We start from the raw sequence: 19847 nt of genomic DNA on the forward strand, positions 1-19847 counted from the left end.
CCATAGGAACCGACGTACGAGAGGGGTTCAAGGTTGTGATCCGGTGGTAAAGTGATATCACTTAGAGAGCAAAGAGAGAACGGGGGACCACCCATGTCCACGCACGATGCCCCGCAGGTCACCGCGGATGTGCCCGAGATGCCGGCGCCGCGGGTGCGCGAGAACCAGGCGCACAGCATCGGCGGCGGTTTCGCGCTGCTGCTCGGACTGGTCGGGCTGCTCGTCGGCGCCGGTCTGATCGCAGGCGCCACGGCGGTCGACTCGACCGGCGGCAAGGCCGTGCTGATCATCGGCGGCATCCTGATCGCCCTGGCCGCCTTCCTCGCGATGTGCGGCCTGAACATGGTGGCGCCGGGCGAGGCCCGCGTGGTGCAGCTCTTCGGGCGGTACCGGGGCACCATCCGCCAGGACGGCCTGCGCTGGGTCAACCCCTTCACCTCCCGCACCAAGATCTCGACAAGGGTGCGCAACCACGAGACGGCGGTCCTGAAGGTCAACGACGCCTACGGCAACCCGATCGAGCTGGCGGCGGTCGTGGTGTGGCGGGTGGAGGACACCGCGCAGGCCACCTTCGAGGTGGACGACTACGTCGAGTTCGTCTCCACCCAGACCGAGGCGGCCGTGCGGCACATCGCCATCGAGTACCCCTACGACGCCCACGACGAGGACGGCCTCTCGCTGCGCGGCAACGCCGAGGAGATCACCGAGAAGCTCGCCGTCGAACTGCACGCGCGCGTGGAGGCGGCCGGCGTGCAGATCATCGAGTCGCGCTTCACGCACCTCGCGTACGCGCCGGAGATCGCCTCGGCGATGCTCCAGCGGCAGCAGGCCGGCGCGGTGGTCGCCGCGCGGCGGCAGATCGTGGACGGCGCGGTCGGCATGGTCGAGGCCGCGCTCGCCCGGATCAGCGAGCAGGGCATCGTGGAAATGGACGACGAGCGCAAGGCGGCGATGGTGTCCAACCTGATGGTCGTGCTCTGCGGGGACCGCGCCGCCCAGCCGGTCCTGAACACGGGGACGCTCTACCAGTGACGAACCCGCCCGAGGATTCCGCGCCCGAGGGCTCCGCGCAGGGTTCCGCGCCGTCCGAGGGCTCGGCCCCGAAGCGTCGGCCGCAGCAGCGCAAGCAGGTGCTGCTGCGGCTGGACCCACAGGTCTACGAGGCGCTGGCCCGCTGGGCGGGCGACGAGCTGCGCTCGGCCAACGCCCAGATCGAGTTCCTGCTCCGCAGGGCGCTGGCCGAGGCCGGCCGGCTGCCCGGCGGCACCGGACCGCTGCCACGCCGTGGCCGCCCGCCGGGGGGCGGTGGCCCGGGGGCCGCGCCACCCTCGTGAGCGACTCTCGCCGGCCGCGCCTCCGCCACCGGACGAAGGCGCGGCCTCCGTCGTAGCGGAACCGTGACAATCGGCCCCCACCTGCGGTCCTGTGCCCGGGCCGGTCCCGCCCCGTACCCGCCGCCACGATCTCTGCACCGTGCGTATACATGGTGCGTATACACCGTGTGTAGAGTGCTCCGCATGTCCATCGGTCACACCCTCCTGGGGCTCCTGGAGTCCGGGCCGCGCCACGGTTACGACCTCAAGCGCGCCTTCGACGAGAAGTTCGGTCACGACCGGCCGCTGCACTACGGCCAGGTCTACTCGACGATGTCCCGCCTGCTGAAGAACGGCCTCGTCGTGGTCGACGGCATCGAGGCGGGCGGCGGTCCCGAGCGCAAGCGGTACGCGATCACCGACGAGGGGATCACCGACGTACAGCGGTGGCTCGCCACGCCGGAGAAGCCCGAGCCGTACCTCCAGTCGACGCTGTACACCAAGGTCGTCCTCGCGCTGCTCACCCACCGCGACGCCGCCGACATCCTCGACACCCAGCGTTCGGAACACCTGCGCAGCATGCGCATCCTCACCGACCGCAAGCGCAAGGGCGATCTCGCGGACCAGCTGATCTGCGACCACGCCCTCTTCCACCTCGAGGCCGACCTGCGCTGGCTGGAACTGACCGCCGCGCGCCTCGACAAGCTCCGTGAGGCGGTAACCCGATGACTCCCCCCGCAGGTTCCCTGCTCTCGGCGGACCAGCTCCGCAAGGCCTACGGCCCCACCCTCGCCCTCGACGGCGCCGAGTTCTCCATCCACCCCGGCGAGGTGGTCGCCGTCATGGGCCCCTCCGGGTCCGGCAAGTCGACGCTGCTGCACTGCCTCGCCGGCATCGTGCCGCCCGACTCGGGGACCATCACGTACAACGGGCGCGAGCTGTCGGCGATGTCCGACGCCCAGCGCAGTGCGCTGCGCCGCTCGGACTTCGGGTTCGTGTTTCAGTTCGGCCAGCTGGTGCCGGAGCTGACCTGTGTCGAGAACGTCGCCCTTCCGCTGCGCCTGAACGGCACCTCCCGCAAGGAGGCCGAGCGGGCCGCGCTGAGCTGGATGGAGCGGCTGGAGGTCGACGACCTCGGGAAGAAGCGGCCCGGCGAGGTCTCGGGCGGCCAGGGGCAGCGGGTCGCGGTGGCGCGCTCGCTGGTCACCAACCCGCGCGTGCTCTTCGCGGACGAGCCGACCGGCGCGCTGGACTCCCTCAACGGGGAGCGCGTGATGGAGCTGCTCACGGACGCCGCCCGCTCCACCAACGCCGCGGTCGTGCTGGTCACGCACGAGGCACGGGTGGCCGCCTACTCCGACCGCGAGATCGTCGTACGCGACGGCAAGTCCCGGGACATGGAGCGGGTCGTATGAACGTGCGCCAGTGGGCCGCCGACCTGATGCTGGGCGTCCGCTTCGCCTTCACCGGCGGCCGCGAGGGCTGGACCCGGGCCGTGCTGACCGCCGTCGGCGTCGGGCTCGGCGTGGCGCTGCTGCTGCTGACGACGGCGATCCCGAACGCGCTCGCCGTGCGGCACGACCGGGAGGCGGCGCGCTCCGACATCACCTTCGCCACCGACCCGATGCCGAAGGCGAACGACACGCTCGTGCTCGCCAGGCTCGACGACACCTTCCGCGACGACGACGTCCGGGGCCGGGCCCTGGAGCCCGAGGGTCCGCGGGCACCGCTGCCGCCGGGGGTGGAGAAGTTCCCGGCGGTGGGCGAGATGGTGGTCTCCCCCGCGCTGAAGGAGCTGCTGAACTCGGACTCCGGTGCGCTGCTGCGCGAGCGGCTGCCGGACCGGGTGGTCGGCACGATCGCCGAGGAGGGGCTGATCGGCTCGGCCGAACTCGCCTACTACCGGGGCGCGGAGGGGCTCGCGGAGCACATCACGTCGGGCCGGATCGAGCGTATCGACCGGTTCGGCGACCCGGACCCCGGGGAGGAGCGGTCCGACCCGGTACTGATCCTGCTGGTCCTCGTCGTCTTCGTGGTGCTGCTGATGCCGGTCGCGGTGTTCATCGCCGCCGCCGTGCGGTTCGGCGGCGAGCGTCGGGACCGGCGACTCGCGGCGCTGCGCCTGGTCGGCTCCGACAGCCGTATGACCCGGCGGATCGCCGCCGGTGAGGCGATGGCGGGCGCGGCGCTCGGGCTGGTCTTCGGTGCCGGGTTCTTCATGGTCGGACGGCAGCTCGCGGGCAGTGCCGAGGTGTTCCGCATCAGCGTGTTCCCCAGCTACCTCAACCCCTCGCCGGTGCTGGCGCTGCTGGTGGCGGTGGCCGTGCCGACGGCGGCGGTGCTGGTGACGCTGTTCGCGCTGCGCGGGGTGGTCATCGAGCCGCTCGGCGTGGTGCGTGCGGGCCGGCCGGCCCGGCGCCGACTGTGGTGGCGGCTGATTCTGCCGCTGGCCGGACTGGCGATGCTCTACCCGATGATCGGCAACGGGCGCGAGAACGGCGACTTCAACCAGTACCTGGTGACCGGCGGCGTCGTCCTGCTCCTGGTGGGCGTGACCGCGCTGCTGCCGTGGGTCGTGGAGAGCGTCGTCGCCAGGCTCGGCTCCGGCGGCGTGGCCTGGCAGCTGGCCGTGCGCAGGCTCCAGCTGAGCAGCGGGACGGCGGCCCGGATGGTCAACGGCATCGCGGTGGCCGTCGCCGGGGCGATCGCGCTGCAGATGCTGTTCGCCGGCGTGGACGACGACTACACCAAGTCCACCGGGCAGGACGTGTCGTGGGCGCAGATGGAGGCGATCCTCCCGAGCGGGGTCCCCATGGACCAGGCGGCCGTGAAGTTCCGCGACACCAAGGGCGTCGAGGCGGTCAACGCCTTCTCCGAGGCCTGGCTGGGCGACCGGTCCAAGGACCCGGACCACGGCACGACGCTGACCGTGGGGGACTGCGCCTCGCTGCGGGAGATCGCCAGGCTGTCGTCGTGCGCCGAAGGGGACGTGTTCGTCGTCCACGGCGCCGAGTGGGACGGCGAGGAGGACGTGCCGAAACTGGCCGCGCCGGGCCGGAAGCTCTACGTCGACCCGTCCTACGACGGCATCCCGAAGCGCCATGAGATCCCCTGGACGGTGCCGCAGGGCGTCAAGGCCGCGAAGCCGCGTACCGGTCTGCTGGCCGGGACCGACCGGGGCGGCGTCCTGATGACCCGGGAGGCGATGCCGGAGGCCCTCGCGCCGGCGCTGGACGGACACGCCTACCTCCGGCTGGACCAGTCGGTGCCGGACGTGCACGACCTGGTTCGGAACACCACCGTCGCCATCGACCCGCTGGCGGACGCGGTGGCCTGGGCGGCGACCGAGCGGACCGACCGGTTCGACGCCATCCGCACCGGCCTGTTCGTGGGGGCGGCGTGTGTGCTGGCGCTGATCGGCGCCAGTCTGCTGGTCTCCCAGCTGGAGCAGCTGCGCGAGCGCAAGAAGCTGCTGTCGGCCCTGGTCGCCTTCGGCACCCGGCGCCGCACGCTGAGCCTGTCGGTGCTGTGGCAGACGGCGATTCCCATCGTGCTCGGCCTGCTGCTCGCCTCGGTGGTGGGTCTGACCCTGGGCACGGTGCTGCTGAAGATGACGAACACCCCGGTCAGCGTCGACTGGACCGGCGTCCTGGCCATGACCGGCATCGGCGCGGGGGTCGTCCTGGTGGTGACGCTGTGCAGCCTGCCGCCACTGCTGCGGCTGATGCGGCCGGAGGGGCTGCGCACGGAGTAGGCCCCGCGGGTGCACGACCGAGGCACCGAGGACCGAGGGCCTGAGTGAGCGAGGGACCGGGGGACCGCCCGGCCGGGTGGTCCCCCGGTCCCTCAGTCGTGCACCGTCCGCACCGGCAGGTCCGCCATCGCCTCGCGCAGGGCCGCCGCCAGTTCCGCGTACTCCGCCGAGCGGGCCGCGCCCGTGCGCATGGCGAGGGCGATACGGCGGGTGGGGGCCGGGTCGGTGAAGGACGCGGTGAGGAGCTGGCTGGAGCGGGAGGTCTCCACCCGGACGGCGGTGCGGGGCAGCAGCGTCACCCCGAGGCCGCCCGCCACCAGCTGCACCAGCGTCGACAGACCGGCGGCCGAGGTCGTCGCCGGGACGCCCGCGCGGCCCGCCTCCCGGCAGATGTCGAGCGCCTGGTCGCGCAGGCAGTGCCCCTCGTCGAGCAGCAGCAGCTTCAGCTCGCGCAGCACCGAGCGCTCCAGGCCCTCCCGGCCGCCGAGCCGGTGGTCGAGCGGCGTGACCAGGACGAAGTCCTCGTCGAAGAGCGGGAGTTCGGTGACGCCGGGGACACCGAGGGGCACCGCGAGCAGCAGCAGGTCGAGCCGGCCGGTCGTCAGGCCCTCCAGGAGGCTCGCCGTCTGCTCCTCGTGGACCTGGAGGTCGAGGTCGGGATAGCGCTCGTGGACGAGGCGCAGCACCGTCGGCAGCAGGTACGGCGCCACGGTCGGGATGACGCCGAGCCGCAGCGCGCCGGTGAAGGGCGCCCGCACCGCCTCCGCCTCCTCGATGAGCGCGCCGACCTCCGCCAGCACCGCCTTGGTCCGCACCGCGAGCCGGGCTCCGGCCGGGGAGAGCAGCACCTTGCGCGTCGTACGCTCCAGGAGGGTGACACCCAGTGTCTCTTCCAGGGCGGAGACGGCGCCCGAGAGCGCCGGCTGGCTCATGCCGATCGCGGCGGCGGCGTCACGGAAATGCAGGTGCTCGGCGACCGCGTCGAAAGCCCGCAGCTGAGCGAGGCTGGGCTGTCTCTTCTTACTGGACACTAATAGCTACCTCCGATCAACTCGACCGAGTGTAGCTATTTCACTAATCAATGCACCCTGTGCCAACATCACTAACGTCCAACCCATGGGAAACGCTCGCAAAATGGGCGTTTCTTCGCTGCGCTTTTGGAGAGCACGTGCTCACTGTCGGTGACAAGTTCCCCGAGTTCGACCTGACCGCCTGCGTCTCGCTGGAGAAGGGCAAGGAGTTCCAGCAGATCAACCACAAGACCTACGAGGGTCAGTGGAAGGTCGTCTTCGCCTGGCCCAAGGACTTCACCTTCGTGTGCCCGACCGAGATCGCCGCCTTCGGCAAGCTGAACGACGAGTTCGCCGACCGTGACGCCCAGATCCTCGGCTTCTCCGGCGACTCCGAGTTCGTGCACCACGCCTGGCGCAAGGACCACCCGGACCTGACCGACCTGCCCTTCCCGATGCTGGCCGACTCGAAGCACGAGCTCATGCGCGACCTCGGCATCGAGGGCGAGGACGGCTTCGCGCAGCGCGCGGTCTTCATCGTGGACCAGAACAACGAGATCCAGTTCACGATGGTCACCGCCGGCTCCGTCGGCCGTAACCCCAAGGAGGTCCTGCGGGTCCTCGACGCCCTGCAGACCGACGAGCTCTGCCCGTGCAACTGGAGCAAGGGCGACGAGACCCTGGACCCGGTCGCGCTGCTCTCGGGAGAGTGATCTGACATGTCCCTCGACTCCCTGAAGTCCGCCGTCCCGGACTACGCCAAGGACCTGAAGCTCAACCTGGGTTCGGTCATCGGCAACTCCGACCTCCCGGCGCAGCAGCTGTGGGGCACCGTGCTGGCGACCGCCATCGCCTCGCGCTCCCCCATCGTGCTGCGCGAGCTGGAGCCGGAGGCGAAGGCGAACCTCTCGTCCGAGGCGTACTCGGCCGCCAAGTCGGCCGCCGCCGTGATGGCGATGAACAACGTGTTCTACCGCACCCGGCACCTGCTGTCGGACCACGAGTACGGCACCCTGCGTGCCGGTCTGCGGATGAACGTCATCGGCAACCCGGGCGTCGACAAGGTCGACTTCGAGCTGTGGTCCTTCGCGGTGTCCGCCATCAACGGCTGCGGCATGTGCCTGGACTCGCACGAGCAGGTGCTCCGCAAGGCCGGCGTGGACCGCGAGACGATCCAGGAGGCGTTCAAGATCGCCGCCGTGGTCGAGGCCGTCGGCGTCACGCTGGACGCCGAGGCGGTCCTCGCCGCCGAGTAGTCCCGCACGGGATTCGTCCCGGCGCGGCAAGCACGGCACGGGCCCCGCCCACCGAGAGGTGGACGGGGCCCGTTCGCGTACCGGTGCCCGGGCGGCGGCGCGCCGCCAGGACCTGTCTGACAATGCACGTCGTCGCCCGCAGACGAGAATTGTCAGACAAGCCCTAGGGGGTGTCCGGCGACGGGCCGTCCGCCGGGGGTTCCGGGGGCTTCGGCGGCCCCGGCACGCGGTCGACGGCCGGGGCGGCGTCGGTCGAGGTGGCTCCGTGCGGTCTCGGCGTCCGGCGCAGGGCGGCCTCGCGGGAGTACGCCCGCAGGTAGCCCACGACGGTGTTGGTCACCGCCACCAGCGGCACGGCGACCACGGCGCCGCCGATGCCGGCCACCATGCCGCCGGCGGCCACCGACAGCACCACCGCGAGCGGATGGACCCGCACCGCGCGTCCGAGGATGAACGGTTGCAGGATATGCCCCTCGATCTGCTGCACCGCCAGCACCACGACGAGCGTCATGACCGCCGCGAACACGCCCTGCGTCACCAGCGCCACCACCACCGCGAGCGCACCCGACACCACCGCGCCGACCAGCGGGATGAAGGCGAACAGGAAGATGAACACGGCCAGCGGGACGGCCATCGGCACGTCCAGGAAGTAGATGCCGAGGCCGATGAAGATGGCGTCGATCAGCGCGACTATCACCGTGCCGCGCACGTAGGCGGTCAGCGTCCGCCAGGCGCGCGGGCCGGCCCCGGCCACGCCCGGCCGGGCTGCCGCGGGTACCAGCTTCAGCGACCACTGCCAGATGCGCTTGCCGTCGTAGAGCAGGAACAGCGTCGAGAACGCGGCCAGCAGGATGCCGGTGAGCGCCTCGACGACGACCGTGACGCCTTCGAGTCCGGCCGACGTGATCTGGTCGGTGTTGGCGCCCACCGCGTCGCGCAGGTTCTTCGCGATCTCGTTGATCTGTTTGTCGGTGACGTGGAAGGGGCTGTTCAGCAGCCAGTTGCGCAGTTCGTCGATGCCGTCCTGGACCTGGTCGGAGAGGTTGTCGATGTTCTCCATGACCTGCCAGGTGACGAACCAGCCGATCAGTCCCATCACCACGAACCCGAGGATCGCGGTCAGGGCGGTGGCCGGCCCCCTCGGCACCCCGTGCCGGCGCAACCAGGCCACGGCCGGCTGGAGCAGCGCGGTGATCAGCAGCGCGGCCACGAACGCCAGCACCACGAGCTGTACGGCGCTGATGACCCGCATCAGCACCCACACGGTGCCCGCGAGCACCAGCAGCCGCCACCCCGCCTCCGCGGCCACCCGTACTCCCCAGGGCACGGCCTGAGCCGGATCGGGACGGTCGGCGAGTGCGACCGGACGGTGGGCGGCGAGGTGCTCGACCGCGGAGTCCCCGGCCTCGTCCTCAGCCGTGTCGTCCAGGGGCCGGCTCTCGTGGTCGGAGACCGGCCCGGGTCCGTGGTCGGCGTCGTCGCGCCGTGCTTCCTCGCGGCGCTGCTCCAACCGCTCGCTCGCCCGCGTCAGTCCGGCGCCGAGCCGGCCGAGCCACCCTGGCACTCGTGACATGATCCGTCCTCTTCCCCCGTCCTTCCCCACCACTCCCCCCTGGAGTCGTTCCGGTCCGACCGTACATGGCGGGAGCGCGAAAGCCCCTCACCACAAGACGGTGAGGGGCTGCGCGAGGTTGAGCGTGGACCGCGGCGCCGGGGAAGGCGGGCGACTACGGGCTCAGTACCAGTGGTTGGCCTGCCAGAAGGTCCAGGCGTCGCACGGGCTGCCGTAGCGGTTGTCCATGTAGCTGAGGCCCCACTTGATCTGGGTGGCCGGGTTGGTCCGCCAGTCGGCGCCCGCGGAGGCGTACTTGCCCGCCGGGAGGGCCTGGAAGAGACCGTAGGCGCCGGAGGAGGCGTTGACGGCCTGGTAGTTCCAGCTGGACTCGTGGTTCACGATGTTGCTGAAGCACTGGAACTGGCCGCTGGGCACCATCTGGCGCGCCATCGCCTGGATCTGGCTGGTGCTGTAGGAGCTCTGGACGGTGAAGCTGCTGGCGTCGCGCTGGGCGTCGCGGCTGGCCGCTTCCTTCTCCGCCTCGCGCTCCTTGGCCTCCGCCGCCGCCTTCTTGGCCTTCTCCTGCTTGTCCACGGCGGTCTTGGCGGCTGCCTTGCGGGCCGCCTCCTCGGCGTCCTTCTTGGCGCTCGCGTCCGCGGCGATGGCCTGCACGTCGGCCTGCTGCGTCAGGGACGCGGTCTGCACCTGCGCCTGCTCACCCATGGGGATGTCGGCAAGCAGAGTCGTGCCTGCTGCCGTCGCCTCCGCGTCGTCGTTGCTCTGCGCGACGCTGCCCGAGGCAACTCCGACGACGCTTCCGACGGCGGTGACCGCCGTGGCCGAGGCCACTGCGAATCCCCGGACCGAGATCCGGCTCACACGGTTTCCTTCCAGCATCGCCCGCTTCGGTGACCCTCGCGGACGCAATCGTGCCCCTGGCGCTGGCCTCCCCAACTACGGGTCACGGGAGGCACGGGCCCGGTGGACAACTCCCTGTGCGGGAGCGCCGCGTGGTGCTCGGGCGGCATACGACTCTGCTATGGAGTTGGATCTGGTGCTTCTGGGGCGCCGTACCTCCCCCACTGCCCTAAAGGTGTGGGAGGTACCCCCAGAGGTACACCTGTGTCGTATGCGGGGCCTGACAGGAGTGAGACTCTGCCGTAACCCGGCGGGGTGAGGCAATTCTGTGTTGCGTGTGAAAGCTCACATCTCGTTTGGCCCAGGGGATTCACGGAAATCGGCACACGCCGAGGCGCCGCCCGGCTAGGCTCTGGGCCTTTCCGGACGGCGCCGAACCGGCGGGTAACCGGCTCTCCCGCGGGCAATCGACCCGTCACGGGTCGGACTTCACGGAAGCGTCAGATGTGACCGTCCTCCAGCATTTCGGTCACGAGCGCCGCGATCTGGGACCTCTCGGAGCGCGTCAGGGTGACGTGCGCGAAGAGCGGATGCCCCTTCAGTTTCTCGACGACGGCGACGACTCCGTCGTACCGGCCCACCCGCAGATTGTCCCGTTGTGCCACGTCATGGGTGAGTACGACCCGTGAGTTGGCCCCGATCCGGGACAGCACGGTCAGCAGCACGTTCCGCTCCAGCGACTGCGCCTCGTCCACGATCACGAACGCGTCGTGCAGCGAGCGCCCCCGGATGTGGGTGAGCGGCAGCACCTCCAGCATCCCGCGCGCGGTCACCTCCTCGATGACCTCGCGGCTGGTGACGGCCGACAGCGTGTCGAAGACCGCCTGCGCCCAGGGGCTCATCTTCTCGGCCTCGGAGCCGGGCAGATAGCCGAGTTCCTGCCCGCCCACCGCGTACAGCGGCCGGAAGACCATCACCTTCTGGTGCTGCCGGCGCTCCAGGACCGCTTCGAGGCCCGCGCACAGGGCGAGCGCCGACTTGCCGGTGCCGGCCCGGCCGCCCATCGACACGATGCCGACGTCCGGGTCGAGGAGCAGGTCGAGCGCGATCCGCTGCTCGGCGCTGCGCCCCTTGATGCCGAACGCCTCCCGGTCGCCGCGCACCAGCCGGACGTTGCCGTCGGGCGTGACCCGGCCGAGGGCCTTGCCGCGCTCCGACTGGATGGTCAGACCGGTGTGCACGGGCAGGCCGGCCGCCTCGGGGACGTAGACCCGGCCCTCCTCGAAGAGCACGTCCACCTGCTCACCCGGCAGGGTGAGTTCGGACATTCCGGTCCAGCCGGAGGCGTCCGTGATGGCCAGCTCGGCGCGGTACTCCTCGGCCAGGAGTCCGACGGAGGACGCCTTGATCCTGAGCGGGAGGTCCTTCGAGACGACGGTGACGTCGAATCCCTCCGCCTGGAGGTTGCGGGCGACCGCGAGGATGCGGGAGTCGTTGTCCCCCAGGCGGTAGCCGGTGGGCAGCACGCTGGGGTCCGAGTGGTTGAGCTCGACGCGGACGGTGCCGCCGAGGTCCCCGATCGGGATGGGGGCGTCGAGGCGACCGTGCCGCACCCGGAACTCGTCGAGCAGGCGCAGGGCCTGCCGGGCGAAGTAGCCGAGTTCGGGATGGTGCCGTTTGGCCTCCAACTCCGTCACCACGACGATGGGGAGCACGACCTCGTGCTCGTCGAAGCGGTTCAGGGCGTTCGGGTCGGCCAGCAGGACGCTGGTGTCGAGAACGTAGGTGCGCCTATCTGGCTTGTGGCGCTTTGTGCTGGTCACCACGGAAGGACGTACCCCCTCGGAAGAGGTCGGGGAGCGACGGAGTGGACGCTGGGCCGGGAGGGCGGGAACGAGCCGCGCCGGGAGGGCGGGAACGAGCCGACCGGTCGGGGGGCCGCCGGACGGTCGTCGTCAGGCAGGTCCCTGGGGCCGCCCTGCACTGGCGCGGACCGGGGACCGGTCCTCCGCCGCGTCTTCCGTGCCGTGACCGCACGGTGGGGCTGGTGCAAAGGGCCTCCCGGGCGGACGGCTCCGTGCCGTCCGCTGAGATCCGACACCCGTGGTTCGGGCGTCGACCTGCTTGGTTTATGCCCTCGAACAAGCGCCGCCATGCCACGTCACGGGACGGCGCACCGGTGAACTCCTCGTTACGGGCGTACCGCTCGCAGGCGCCGCCCGCCCGGGCAGAAAAAACGGGCCGGTCCGTGGGGGGGAGACGGACCGGCCCGAGGGGGGGTTTCCACCATAACCCTTCGTAAGTGATGCTGCGTGCATCGGCGTGCCACAACTACTCTCCGGAGTCGTCCGGCGACGCCCGGATGACCACGGAAGCCCTTATTCCGGCCTGAACTGTGGCCAAATCGCCGCGCACCTCCGGGTGGGCGGTGATGCGCGTGCGACTGGAGCGGTGCGGCGGCGCCCGCCGACCGGCGCGACGGCGCGGAAGCCCGCTTCCCCCGTCCGGGTGACGCGACCGGCACGGTCGGCTTGACCGGGTCCGGTCCGGCGGCCACTGCGCACGGTCCGGCGATCGATCCGGCACCGCGCAGCCCCCTCCACTGCGCGGTGCCACGCGCGCAGCTTTGCTCACGCGAATTACCTGGCTCCGAACCTACGCGACCGGGCGGGTCGTTTTCGACCCGAAGAGGACATCGATGAATAACGATGTGGAAACCCTGTGAGGATCGACGGGTGATTGCGTACCCTGCCGCCTCCGTGCACGCGGATATTTGCGAAGGTGCGCCACTTAAGCCCGGAAGATCCACCCCTGGACGACCGAGCGCGACCGAGCACGAGCGAGGACGACCACGGACGGCCACGGACGCCACGGACGACCGAGGACGGAATCTGTCCTACTTCGTACCTAACCTCGCCTCATGACGAAGACGACGGGGATCACTTGGGCCGCGGCGAGCGCACGACGCCTGGAACGGCAGTTCCTGGCCAGGCGGGCTCGAACGGGCACGTCCGTCGCCGACGTGGCCGCCGCGATGCTCGGCGTCCACGCCCAGGTACTGTCCGCGGCCGAGCTGTCGGTCGGCCTGCGGGCCGACGGCGTGACCCGCGCGGACGTACGCGACGCCCTGTGGCCCACCGCTCCGCTCGCGCCACCCGCGCCCGGGCCCGTGCCCGCGCTGGTGAAGACGCACGGCCCGCGCGGGACGGTGCATCTGCTCCCGGCCCGCGACCTCCCGATGTGGTGCGCCGCGCTCCCCGCGATCCCGGCCGGCACGGCCGCCTTCCCCACCGGCGTACGCCTCACCGGGGAGCAGGCCGGGCAGGTCGTGGCCGCGATCGCCGACGCGCTCGACGGCGCCTTCCTGACCATCGACGAACTCGGCGAGGAGGTCGTCGCGCGCACCGGCCCGTGGGCCGGCGACCTGGTCATGCCCGCCTTCCAGACCATGTGGCCCCGCTGGCGCCAGGTCCTGCACCGGGCCGGCCAGTGCGGCGCCCTGTCCTTCGGCCCGAACCGCGGCCGCAGGGTGACGTACACCCGGCCGCCCCACTTCACCCCGCTGCCGCCCGAGGAGGCGTCACGGCTCCTCGTACGCCGATACCTGTACGCGTACGGACCTGCGACGCCGCAGCACTTCGCCCGCTGGCTGGCCGCGCCACCCGGCTGGGCGAAGGCCCAATACGCCGAGCTGGCCGCCGCGGGCGAGATCGAGGAGGTCCGCTTCGAGGGCGCCCCGGCGTGGGTGGCGGCGGGCGACACCGACTTCCCCGAGGCACCGGAGCGGGACGAACTGCTGCGCGGGGTGCGGCTGCTGCCGTACTTCGACGCGTACGTCGTCGCCGCGCAGCCGCGGGAACTGCTCTTCCCGGGGGCCGCCTACCGGCGGGCGCTGGCGGGCGGGCAGGCGGGCAACTTCCCCGTGCTCCTGGTCGACGGGGTCGCGGCGGGCGTCTGGCACCAGCGCCGCCGGGGCCGCCGTACGACGGTCACGGTCGAACCGCTGGCCCGTTTGACGGCACCACAGGAACGCCGGCTGGCGGACTGCGTGGAACGGGTGGGGGCCGTACTGGAGGCGACGGCGGAGCTGGTGATCGGAGAGGTGACGGTGGGGGCGCACGCGTGAGGACGCGGGCCCGTGTCCGTCCGGCGGGTGTCAGGGCCGCGTGCCGGGTGGGCTCGTGGCATCCGGCTTGCGCACGTCGAAGAGGTGGCGGGAGCTGTGGGCGACGAAGGGCCCGTCGGCCTCGATGCGTTCGTGCAGGTCGCGCAGCCGGTCCCGGTACGCCTCGACGGTGAACCCGGGGACCATCCACACCACCTTGCGCAGGAAGTGGACCACGGCACCGATGTCGAGGAACTCCATCCGCAGCCGCTCCGCCCGCAGCTCGACGACCTCCAGGCCGGCCGCCTCGGCGTCGGCGCGCTCACGCTCGGGGTCACGGTGCCGGCGGCTGTCCTCGGGCAGCGGACCGAGGAAGTACTCGATGAGCTCGAAGACGCTGGCAGGCCCGACGTGCTGGGCGAAGTAGGTGCCGCCCGGCATGAGCACGCGGGCCACCTCGTCCCAGTGCGGCTCGACGGGATGCCGGCTCACCACCAGGTCGAAGGCGCCGTCCGCGAAGGGCAGGGGCGCGTCGTCGGCCGAGGCGACCACCGGGACTCCGCGCGGACGCAGCAGCCGGGTGGCCTGGGCGACGTTGGGCGCCCAGCCCTCGGTGGCGGCGACGAGTGGGGCCCGGTGGGGACCGGCGGCTTCGAGGGCGAAGTCCAGCACCTCCCCTCCCCCGGTCTGCACGTCCAGTACGGCGGTGGCCCCGGCCAGCCGCCCGGCCATGGACCGCGCGTACCCCCAGGAGGGCCGGGCCTCGGTGGCCCGCCCCTCGAACCAGGAGAAGTCCCACCCTTCGGTGGGGACGGCGGAGCCTTCGGCCACGAGGTGCTCAAAGGTTCCGGGGTCGGCAGGGGGTGTCATGAGGAAGGCTCCGCTCGATGGCTCTGGGCAGCGAGGTTTTCGCGGGCTGACGGGTCTGCGGCCGGTTCTGCCGCCGGTTCTGCCGCCGGTTCTGCGGCCAGTTCCATACAGCGCCGGCGGGCCGGGGAGAAGTCGTAGGGCATCCAGCCGGAGGCTACGAGCGCGCTGACGGAGTCGGCCTCGCCCGCACCGTCGGTGGCAGGGTGCAAGGTGTCCCAGGCGTCGAAGAGGGCATCGTCGTCCGCACCCAGGCCGGAGTCCTCGATGGCGGCCTCCAGGGCGTCTTCGAAGGCGCGCCGCTCGGCGGCCACTTGAGCCACCCGTGGATCACCGACGGCGACACCGTCGTCGAGTGCCTCCTCGGCGGCGTCGATGCGGTCGGACTCCTCCCGCAGGGCGGGATGCGTGGCCAGGGCGACGAAGCGGGTGGCCTGGACGGCCGCGCCGAGCGGGCCGAGGATCCGCTCGGTGACCAGCAGACTGTCCAGGTCCGCCTGGCGCAGGGAGCCCTCGGGCAGGCTCTTGAGGCGTTCGGTGACGAAGTCGGAGAGCAGGCCCGTCCGGCTGCCTTCGGTGCGCATCCGCCGCACGGCGGCCCGCTGCCGCCGCAGTTCCGCCTCCCGTTCGGCGAGGGATTCCTCCAACCGCTCCAGGATGTCCTCGACACCTTCCGCGCTGTCCCCGCCGGTGGAAGCCGTGCCGGTGGCAAAGGCGTCACGGATGTCGTCCAGGGCGACCCCGGCGTCGGCGGTCTTGCGGATCCACAGCAGGCGGATCATGTCGTCGTACCCGTAACGACGGCGGCCGTCGCCGCCCCGCTCGGGCTCGGGGAGCAGGCCGATCTCGTGGTAATGCCGGATCGCCCGTGGCGTGCTGCCGACGAAGGCCGCCGCGTCACCGATCTTGACCTGGCGGGGCGGCACGAAGGACGAACACATGGGCAGGGACCCTTCCTCACGGCATCGGGACGTAGCTCCACCGGATCACATTCCGCTACGGAAGGTGCAACCCGTACGGCACGAGGCCACCGCCGGCCACCCACTCACCCTCAGGGCACCAGCGGCCGGACCCGCTCGGCGGCGAACCGGACGAACCCCTCCGGATCGGGCTCGTCCCCGGTCGGCTGGAGGATCACGGTGTCGGCCCCGGCCTCGGCCAGCCGCCGCACGGCGTCGGCAACGGCCTCCGCGTCTCCGGCGACCCCGAGATCCGGCACCGCCCCGACGCCTTCGGCGACCAGCTCGTCCCGAAGCCGTTCAGTGGCACCGGGTCCGGTGGCGGTGAGGAGGTACACGACGACCCGGTGCGCTTCCGTACGCCCGCTCGCCACCCGCCCTTCGTCGATGAGCCGCCGGGCGCGGCGCACCCCGTCGGGCGGGGTGTTCGCGGTGAGCACGGTGCCGTCGGCGGCCTCACCGGCCAGCCGCAGCGAGCGCGGCCCGGTGGCGCCGGCGAGCACCTCGACGGGCTGCTCCGGCGGCCAGTCCAGCGCGACGTCGTCGAGTCGGACGTAGCGCCCCGTCGACGTCACCCGCCCGCCCCTCAGCAACTCCCGCAGCGCCACGAGATGCTCCCGCAGCAGCGTCAGGGGCGACTCGGCCCGGGCCCCGACCTGTCCCATCCAGTCCTGCACCCCGTGCCCCACGCCGAGGACGGCGCGGCCGGGGAACATCCGGTGCAGGGTGGCGGCCTCCATCGCGGTGACGGCCACGTTCCGCAACGGCACGGGCAGCAGGCCGACCCCGACCCGCACCCGCTCGGTCCACGCGAGGGCGGCGGCGGCCGTGGAGATGCCGCCCTCCCGGAAACAGTCCTCCCACAGCCACAACTCCTCGAGCCCCACCTCGTCGGCGACGCGAGCCACGGCACGGAGCCGCTCGGGGGCGAGCTGGGGGCGGAACACAGCACCGAGTCCAGTCATGGCGCCTTCCTACCCTCGGCCGAGCCCCCGTTCAACACCATTTCGGGGCCGCCACCCCGGGGAGGGGCCGGTCTCACGCCACATGCTTCGGCACGGTCAACGGTTGACGGCCTGGATCTCCGAACCTCCGGCGTGATCGCCTGCGGGATGTCCGCCGACGGGTTGTACGACTTCCCGTTCACGTACCTGTCGTGCTGCTCGGCATCCCACTGGTAGCCCGTGGACTCGGCCTCTCAGACAGGCTCTTTGGCTTTTCGAGCTGCTCCGGAGTGCACTTCGGGGCGTAGTAGCACGCGGGCGGCATCCAGTTCGTCGCAGCGGATACGGAGCCGACGGACGCTCCGAGACCGTGCCGTTCCCGTCAGGCTCACCATGAACGCCCGTGTGACTTCCTTCAGGGCTGGCACTTGGCACTCCCCCTCTGGGACAACAACTTCCGCACGACCCAGACACCCTTGTCGTTCATACTCAATTGGGTGTTGTACAGCACGTAACTGTTCTTGGTCACAGGCGTTTTATTTGTCTTCTTCGGCTTCAGATACATGTCATAGGCTTTTCCCTGGTCTTCGCAGTACACGAGCGAGGCCTCCTCGTTTCCGCGCATGTTGACCACCGCGTCGTAGAAGCGGTAAGCACCCGTCACTCGTGCGTTCTCCTTGACGTACGCCTCAATGAACTCTTGCGTACCGGCAGCAGCTTCGCCCTCGTAGTAGTAGAGGTACGCCTTGTCGAGCGGGTCCTGATTGACGATCGCCAGATCCACAGCCTTGATGGACTGCTCCCCGTCGGCGAGAACAGCGTCCTTGTCCTTGTCCCCAGTCCTGGGCCAGTCGAAGGTGTAGGAGAGATCAGCGGGCAGTCCAATCGTCGGCCGGGCGGGCTCCGACGTCCCGGACGCAGCCGGTGACGCCGCTGGGGCGGAACCTTCAGTGTCCGCTCCTGCAATCTTGTCGTTGCCCTCAGAACTGTCACCACTTCCGCACGCGGACAGCGTCAAGGCCGCAGCGGCGGTCAGCGTGAGCCCCGCGATGAGGGTGGGTCGGCGGCGAATCACTGACGGCTCCTGGGTGGGACGAGGCTTCTCTTCAGCGAAGTAACGCTATGACCAGGGGCAGGCGGCACGCGAGAGGCACCTGTCTCCCCGGCCTCCCGGAAGTTCAAACGCCTGCACTTGCGGCTTCGACGCCAGTTGGACCCCGGCTCTTCGGCCAGTGCCTCGTCCTACCCCACAGTGTCGGCCCGGACCTCGCCCCGCACGGCCGACGAGCAGACAGAGGATGGTGCGCGTCCGCGACCAATGAGGACTGGCGAACACGGTCAGCGGTTGATGGCCTGGATCTCCTGGACGACGACGTCCTGGGTGGCGCCGAACGTACCGTCGGGAAGGTCGCCGCCCGCGCCGCCGGTGCCGGTCCAGTGGATTTCCCACGTGACCGTCGCCTGGAGCGGGAACGTGCCGTCGCCCGAGGAACGCAGGTACTTCACGCCGCACGGCGGTGCGTCGTCCGCCCTGCCCTTCTCGTAGGGAGCGCCGATACGGTCGTTCTTGATCTCGCAGACTCCCGACGCCGGGTAGGTCTCGGCGTCCGGGGTGCCCGGCTTGATCTGCAGCGAGACCGGCTCGGCCGTGGCCGTCGCCTCGATGCCGATCTCCTCCACGGACGCGGTGACCGAGACCGGCTTGAACTCGGCACCGTCCAGCCACGCCCACGTCGGAAGGTTCACCTTGGTCGCCTCGGCGGGCGCCAGCGTCACCTTGGTCCCGGGGACGCGGATCTCCGCGTAGGCGAGTTCGGCGAGGACCTCCGGGGTGACCGCGTTCTCCTTGTCCGCGGGTGGCGGGTCACCCGTGTCCACCCAGAAGTAGTCCGTGTCGCACTTGTCCCAGCCGGGCGGGAAGCTCTCGTTCACGTACGAGCCCCACCAGAAGCCCTCGCCCGTCTTGTCCTTGTTGAAGCCCTTCTTCTCATCCTTCGCGTTGTACTTCTCCCGCTGCTTGGCATCCCACTCGTAGCCCGTGGACTCGGCCTCCCAGATCGGTTCCAGGTAATCCTGCAACTCCTCGGGCGTGTACTTCGGGGCGTACCAGCACGCCGGCGGGCTCCAGGACGTGGACGACGTCACCGCACCGACCGAATCGCCGCTCCCGTTCTTCGAACGGTCGAAGACGACGCCGCCTACGGTGACTGAAACGGTGCCATTACCGTCGGCGTTGGCTTGTTGGTCCGTGGAGCCGCGACTGCCGCCCTCGCCTCGTCCGCCCGCGAAGGCCGACGGGGCCGATATCACCGAGACGAGAACGATCGCGGCTACGGTCGCACACCTCAAGGATTTACTTACGGCTGGCATTCTTTACTCCCCCGAGTCGACGCGATGTCGGTCGTCTGCCAGACGCCCTCAGCGTTCTTCGCAAGCTTTGCGTGGTAAAGGACGTAGCTGTCCGCCGTTGTCGGCGTGTCCTTGACCTTTCCCGTCTTTTTGTCCTTGATGAATGACTTGCTCTCGTCCGAACAGTAAGTGACGTACGCCTCAAGCTCCCCCGAGAGACTGACCTTGTAGTCGAAGTACCGCGTCTCACCAACCCAAGTGTGGTTCTTTTTGATGTACCCCGACGCATACGTGATCGAGTCACTCAAGGCGGACTCGGAATTGTAGAAGCCAAGCGCCTTGGTGTCGGTACTCCCCTCGAAGATCGCCTCATCAACAGAGTTGACACTCAGTGTGCTGTCCGCGAGGGCTGCATCCTTCGTCGCGTTACCCGTCTTCTCGTACTCGAAGACATTCTTGGCATCGGAAGGGAAGGTGATCTTCGGTCGGCCTGCGGTGTCCGTCTTGCTCGGACTCGGGGCAGCTGACGTCTCACTACCCGTGTCAGCACCCGCGATCTTGTCGCTGTCTTTTGCGGCACCGTCGTCGTCGCTTCCGCACGCGGACAGCGTCAAGGCCGCTGCGGCGGTCAGCGTGAGCGCTGCGAGCAGGGTGGGTCGGCGGCGATTCACGGTCAACTCCTGGAGGGGCGAGGCTTCTCTTCAGCGAAGCAACGCTATCCACCGGGGCCCGGGGACACCAGAGTGAAGCCCGTGGTCATGCCGGGGTCCACACGATGACTCGGCCGCCCACCAGGCACCTTCGGTCGAACAGCTCATCACCACACAGGCACTGGTGACCGATCCTTCACTGGACACGCCCAACGCCCACACCCGGA

18 protein-coding genes are annotated in these 19847 nt (G+C 70.4%); 8 read left to right on the forward strand and 10 right to left on the reverse strand.

The features are described 5' to 3' along the window. Positions 1 to 93 precede the first annotated feature (93 nt). The 5 genes from Sru02f_RS32625 to Sru02f_RS32645 all read left to right on the forward strand — a co-directional run bounded on the left by Sru02f_RS32625 (position 94) and on the right by Sru02f_RS32645 (position 5067). Entirely contained in the window at positions 94 to 1032 is a 939-nt protein-coding gene (locus Sru02f_RS32625; RefSeq protein WP_109033211.1) for an SPFH domain-containing protein, read from the forward strand. Next, positions 1029 to 1334 carry a type II toxin-antitoxin system antitoxin gene (locus Sru02f_RS32630; RefSeq protein ID WP_109033210.1) on the forward strand — a complete coding sequence of 102 codons (306 nt, stop codon included), beginning with the start codon at positions 1029 to 1031 and terminating at the stop codon, positions 1332 to 1334. The genes Sru02f_RS32625 and Sru02f_RS32630 overlap by 4 nt, the downstream gene beginning before the upstream one ends. Positions 1335 to 1517: 183 nt before the next feature. Further along, positions 1518 to 2042: a PadR family transcriptional regulator gene (locus Sru02f_RS32635; RefSeq protein WP_003973941.1), complete on the forward strand. Its 525-nt coding sequence runs from the start codon at positions 1518 to 1520 to the stop codon at positions 2040 to 2042. Continuing rightward, positions 2039 to 2728 carry an ABC transporter ATP-binding protein gene (locus Sru02f_RS32640; protein WP_109033209.1) on the forward strand — a complete coding sequence of 230 codons (690 nt, stop codon included), beginning with the start codon at positions 2039 to 2041 and terminating at the stop codon, positions 2726 to 2728. The genes Sru02f_RS32635 and Sru02f_RS32640 overlap by 4 nt, the downstream gene beginning before the upstream one ends. Beyond that, the gene (locus tag Sru02f_RS32645) at positions 2725 to 5067 is read left to right on the forward strand and encodes an ABC transporter permease (protein ID WP_174855146.1); all 2343 of its coding nucleotides are present in this window, start codon (positions 2725 to 2727) and stop codon (positions 5065 to 5067) included. The genes Sru02f_RS32640 and Sru02f_RS32645 overlap by 4 nt, the downstream gene beginning before the upstream one ends. A 92-nt stretch (positions 5068 to 5159) precedes the next feature. On the opposite strand, the gene Sru02f_RS32650 is transcribed toward Sru02f_RS32645, so the two are convergent. Continuing rightward, positions 5160 to 6098: a LysR substrate-binding domain-containing protein gene (locus tag Sru02f_RS32650; protein ID WP_109033208.1), complete on the reverse strand. Its 939-nt coding sequence runs from the start codon at positions 6096 to 6098 to the stop codon at positions 5160 to 5162. Between the two features lie 137 nt (positions 6099 to 6235). Here Sru02f_RS32650 and Sru02f_RS32655 point away from each other — a divergent pair, with 137 nt between their 5' ends. Together Sru02f_RS32655 and Sru02f_RS32660 are read left to right on the forward strand one after the other, a co-directional pair. After that, on the forward strand, positions 6236 to 6790 hold the full coding sequence (locus tag Sru02f_RS32655) for a peroxiredoxin (RefSeq protein ID WP_003973945.1): 555 nt from the start codon (positions 6236 to 6238) through the stop codon (positions 6788 to 6790). A 6-nt stretch (positions 6791 to 6796) separates the two neighbouring features. Then, complete coding sequence (locus Sru02f_RS32660) at positions 6797 to 7333, forward strand: alkyl hydroperoxide reductase (protein ID WP_109033207.1); 537 nt, start codon at positions 6797 to 6799, stop codon at positions 7331 to 7333. A gap of 163 nt (positions 7334 to 7496) precedes the next feature. Here Sru02f_RS32660 and Sru02f_RS32665 read toward each other — a convergent pair whose 3' ends face one another. From Sru02f_RS32665 to Sru02f_RS32675, 3 genes are all read right to left on the reverse strand, one after another. Beyond that, positions 7497 to 8906 (reverse strand): AI-2E family transporter, encoded by a 1410-nt coding sequence (locus Sru02f_RS32665; protein WP_109033206.1) that lies wholly within the window; start codon positions 8904 to 8906, stop codon positions 7497 to 7499. 162 nt (positions 8907 to 9068) lie between these two features. Beyond that, a complete protein-coding gene (locus Sru02f_RS32670; RefSeq protein WP_174855145.1) occupies positions 9069 to 9767 on the reverse strand; it encodes an aggregation-promoting factor C-terminal-like domain-containing protein in 699 nt (232 codons plus the stop codon). 479 nt (positions 9768 to 10246) lie between these two features. Then, a complete protein-coding gene (locus Sru02f_RS32675) occupies positions 10247 to 11572 on the reverse strand; it encodes a PhoH family protein (RefSeq protein ID WP_003973949.1) in 1326 nt (441 codons plus the stop codon). Positions 11573 to 12666: 1094 nt separating this feature from the next. Between Sru02f_RS32675 and Sru02f_RS32680 the strand changes: the two genes are divergently transcribed. Beyond that, a complete protein-coding gene (locus Sru02f_RS32680) occupies positions 12667 to 13872 on the forward strand; it encodes a winged helix DNA-binding domain-containing protein (RefSeq protein ID WP_109033203.1) in 1206 nt (401 codons plus the stop codon). 30 nt (positions 13873 to 13902) lie between these two features. On the opposite strand, the gene Sru02f_RS32685 is transcribed toward Sru02f_RS32680, so the two are convergent. The 6 genes from Sru02f_RS32685 to Sru02f_RS32710 all read right to left on the reverse strand — a co-directional run bounded on the left by Sru02f_RS32685 (position 13903) and on the right by Sru02f_RS32710 (position 19641). Next, positions 13903 to 14721, reverse strand: a complete 819-nt coding sequence (locus Sru02f_RS32685) for a class I SAM-dependent methyltransferase (protein WP_109033202.1) — start codon at positions 14719 to 14721, stop codon at positions 13903 to 13905. Then, positions 14718 to 15659, reverse strand: coding sequence for a MerR family transcriptional regulator (locus Sru02f_RS32690; protein ID WP_109033201.1), 942 nt, complete (start codon positions 15657 to 15659; stop codon positions 14718 to 14720). The genes Sru02f_RS32685 and Sru02f_RS32690 overlap by 4 nt, the downstream gene beginning before the upstream one ends. Before the next feature lie 110 nt (positions 15660 to 15769). Next, complete coding sequence (locus Sru02f_RS32695; RefSeq protein ID WP_109033200.1) at positions 15770 to 16642, reverse strand: LLM class flavin-dependent oxidoreductase; 873 nt, start codon at positions 16640 to 16642, stop codon at positions 15770 to 15772. A gap of 394 nt (positions 16643 to 17036) precedes the next feature. Continuing rightward, a complete protein-coding gene (locus Sru02f_RS32700) occupies positions 17037 to 17693 on the reverse strand; it encodes a hypothetical protein (protein ID WP_174855157.1) in 657 nt (218 codons plus the stop codon). 266 nt (positions 17694 to 17959) lie between these two features. Then, positions 17960 to 18991, reverse strand: coding sequence for a hypothetical protein (locus Sru02f_RS32705; protein WP_167469669.1), 1032 nt, complete (start codon positions 18989 to 18991; stop codon positions 17960 to 17962). Continuing rightward, positions 18979 to 19641 (reverse strand): hypothetical protein, encoded by a 663-nt coding sequence (locus Sru02f_RS32710; protein WP_109033198.1) that lies wholly within the window; start codon positions 19639 to 19641, stop codon positions 18979 to 18981. Before Sru02f_RS32710 ends, Sru02f_RS32705 begins: the two co-directional genes overlap by 13 nt. Between the last annotated feature and the right edge of the window lie 206 nt (positions 19642 to 19847).

It is taken from the genome of Streptomyces rubrogriseus (assembly GCF_027947575.1).
Lineage (GTDB): Bacteria > Actinomycetota > Actinomycetes > Streptomycetales > Streptomycetaceae > Streptomyces > Streptomyces rubrogriseus.

Excerpts from the sequence above, each read along its gene's own strand:
- Sru02f_RS32625 (WP_109033211.1), top strand. The coding sequence starts at position 94 with ATGTCCACGCACGATGCCCCGCAGGTCACCGCGGATGTGCCCGAGATG.
- Sru02f_RS32635 (WP_003973941.1), top strand. The coding sequence starts at position 1,518 with ATGTCCATCGGTCACACCCTCCTGGGGCTCCTGGAGTCCGGGCCGCGC.
- Sru02f_RS32640 (WP_109033209.1), top strand. The coding sequence starts at position 2,039 with ATGACTCCCCCCGCAGGTTCCCTGCTCTCGGCGGACCAGCTCCGCAAG.
- Sru02f_RS32645 (WP_174855146.1), top strand. The coding sequence starts at position 2,725 with ATGAACGTGCGCCAGTGGGCCGCCGACCTGATGCTGGGCGTCCGCTTC.
- Sru02f_RS32660 (WP_109033207.1), top strand. The coding sequence starts at position 6,797 with ATGTCCCTCGACTCCCTGAAGTCCGCCGTCCCGGACTACGCCAAGGAC.
- Sru02f_RS32665 (WP_109033206.1), bottom strand. The coding sequence starts at position 8,906 with ATGTCACGAGTGCCAGGGTGGCTCGGCCGGCTCGGCGCCGGACTGACG.
- Sru02f_RS32680 (WP_109033203.1), top strand. The coding sequence starts at position 12,667 with ATGACGAAGACGACGGGGATCACTTGGGCCGCGGCGAGCGCACGACGC.
- Sru02f_RS32685 (WP_109033202.1), bottom strand. The coding sequence starts at position 14,721 with ATGACACCCCCTGCCGACCCCGGAACCTTTGAGCACCTCGTGGCCGAA.
- Sru02f_RS32690 (WP_109033201.1), bottom strand. The coding sequence starts at position 15,659 with ATGTGTTCGTCCTTCGTGCCGCCCCGCCAGGTCAAGATCGGTGACGCG.
- Sru02f_RS32695 (WP_109033200.1), bottom strand. The coding sequence starts at position 16,642 with ATGACTGGACTCGGTGCTGTGTTCCGCCCCCAGCTCGCCCCCGAGCGG.
- Sru02f_RS32705 (WP_167469669.1), bottom strand. The coding sequence starts at position 18,991 with ATGCCAGCCGTAAGTAAATCCTTGAGGTGTGCGACCGTAGCCGCGATC.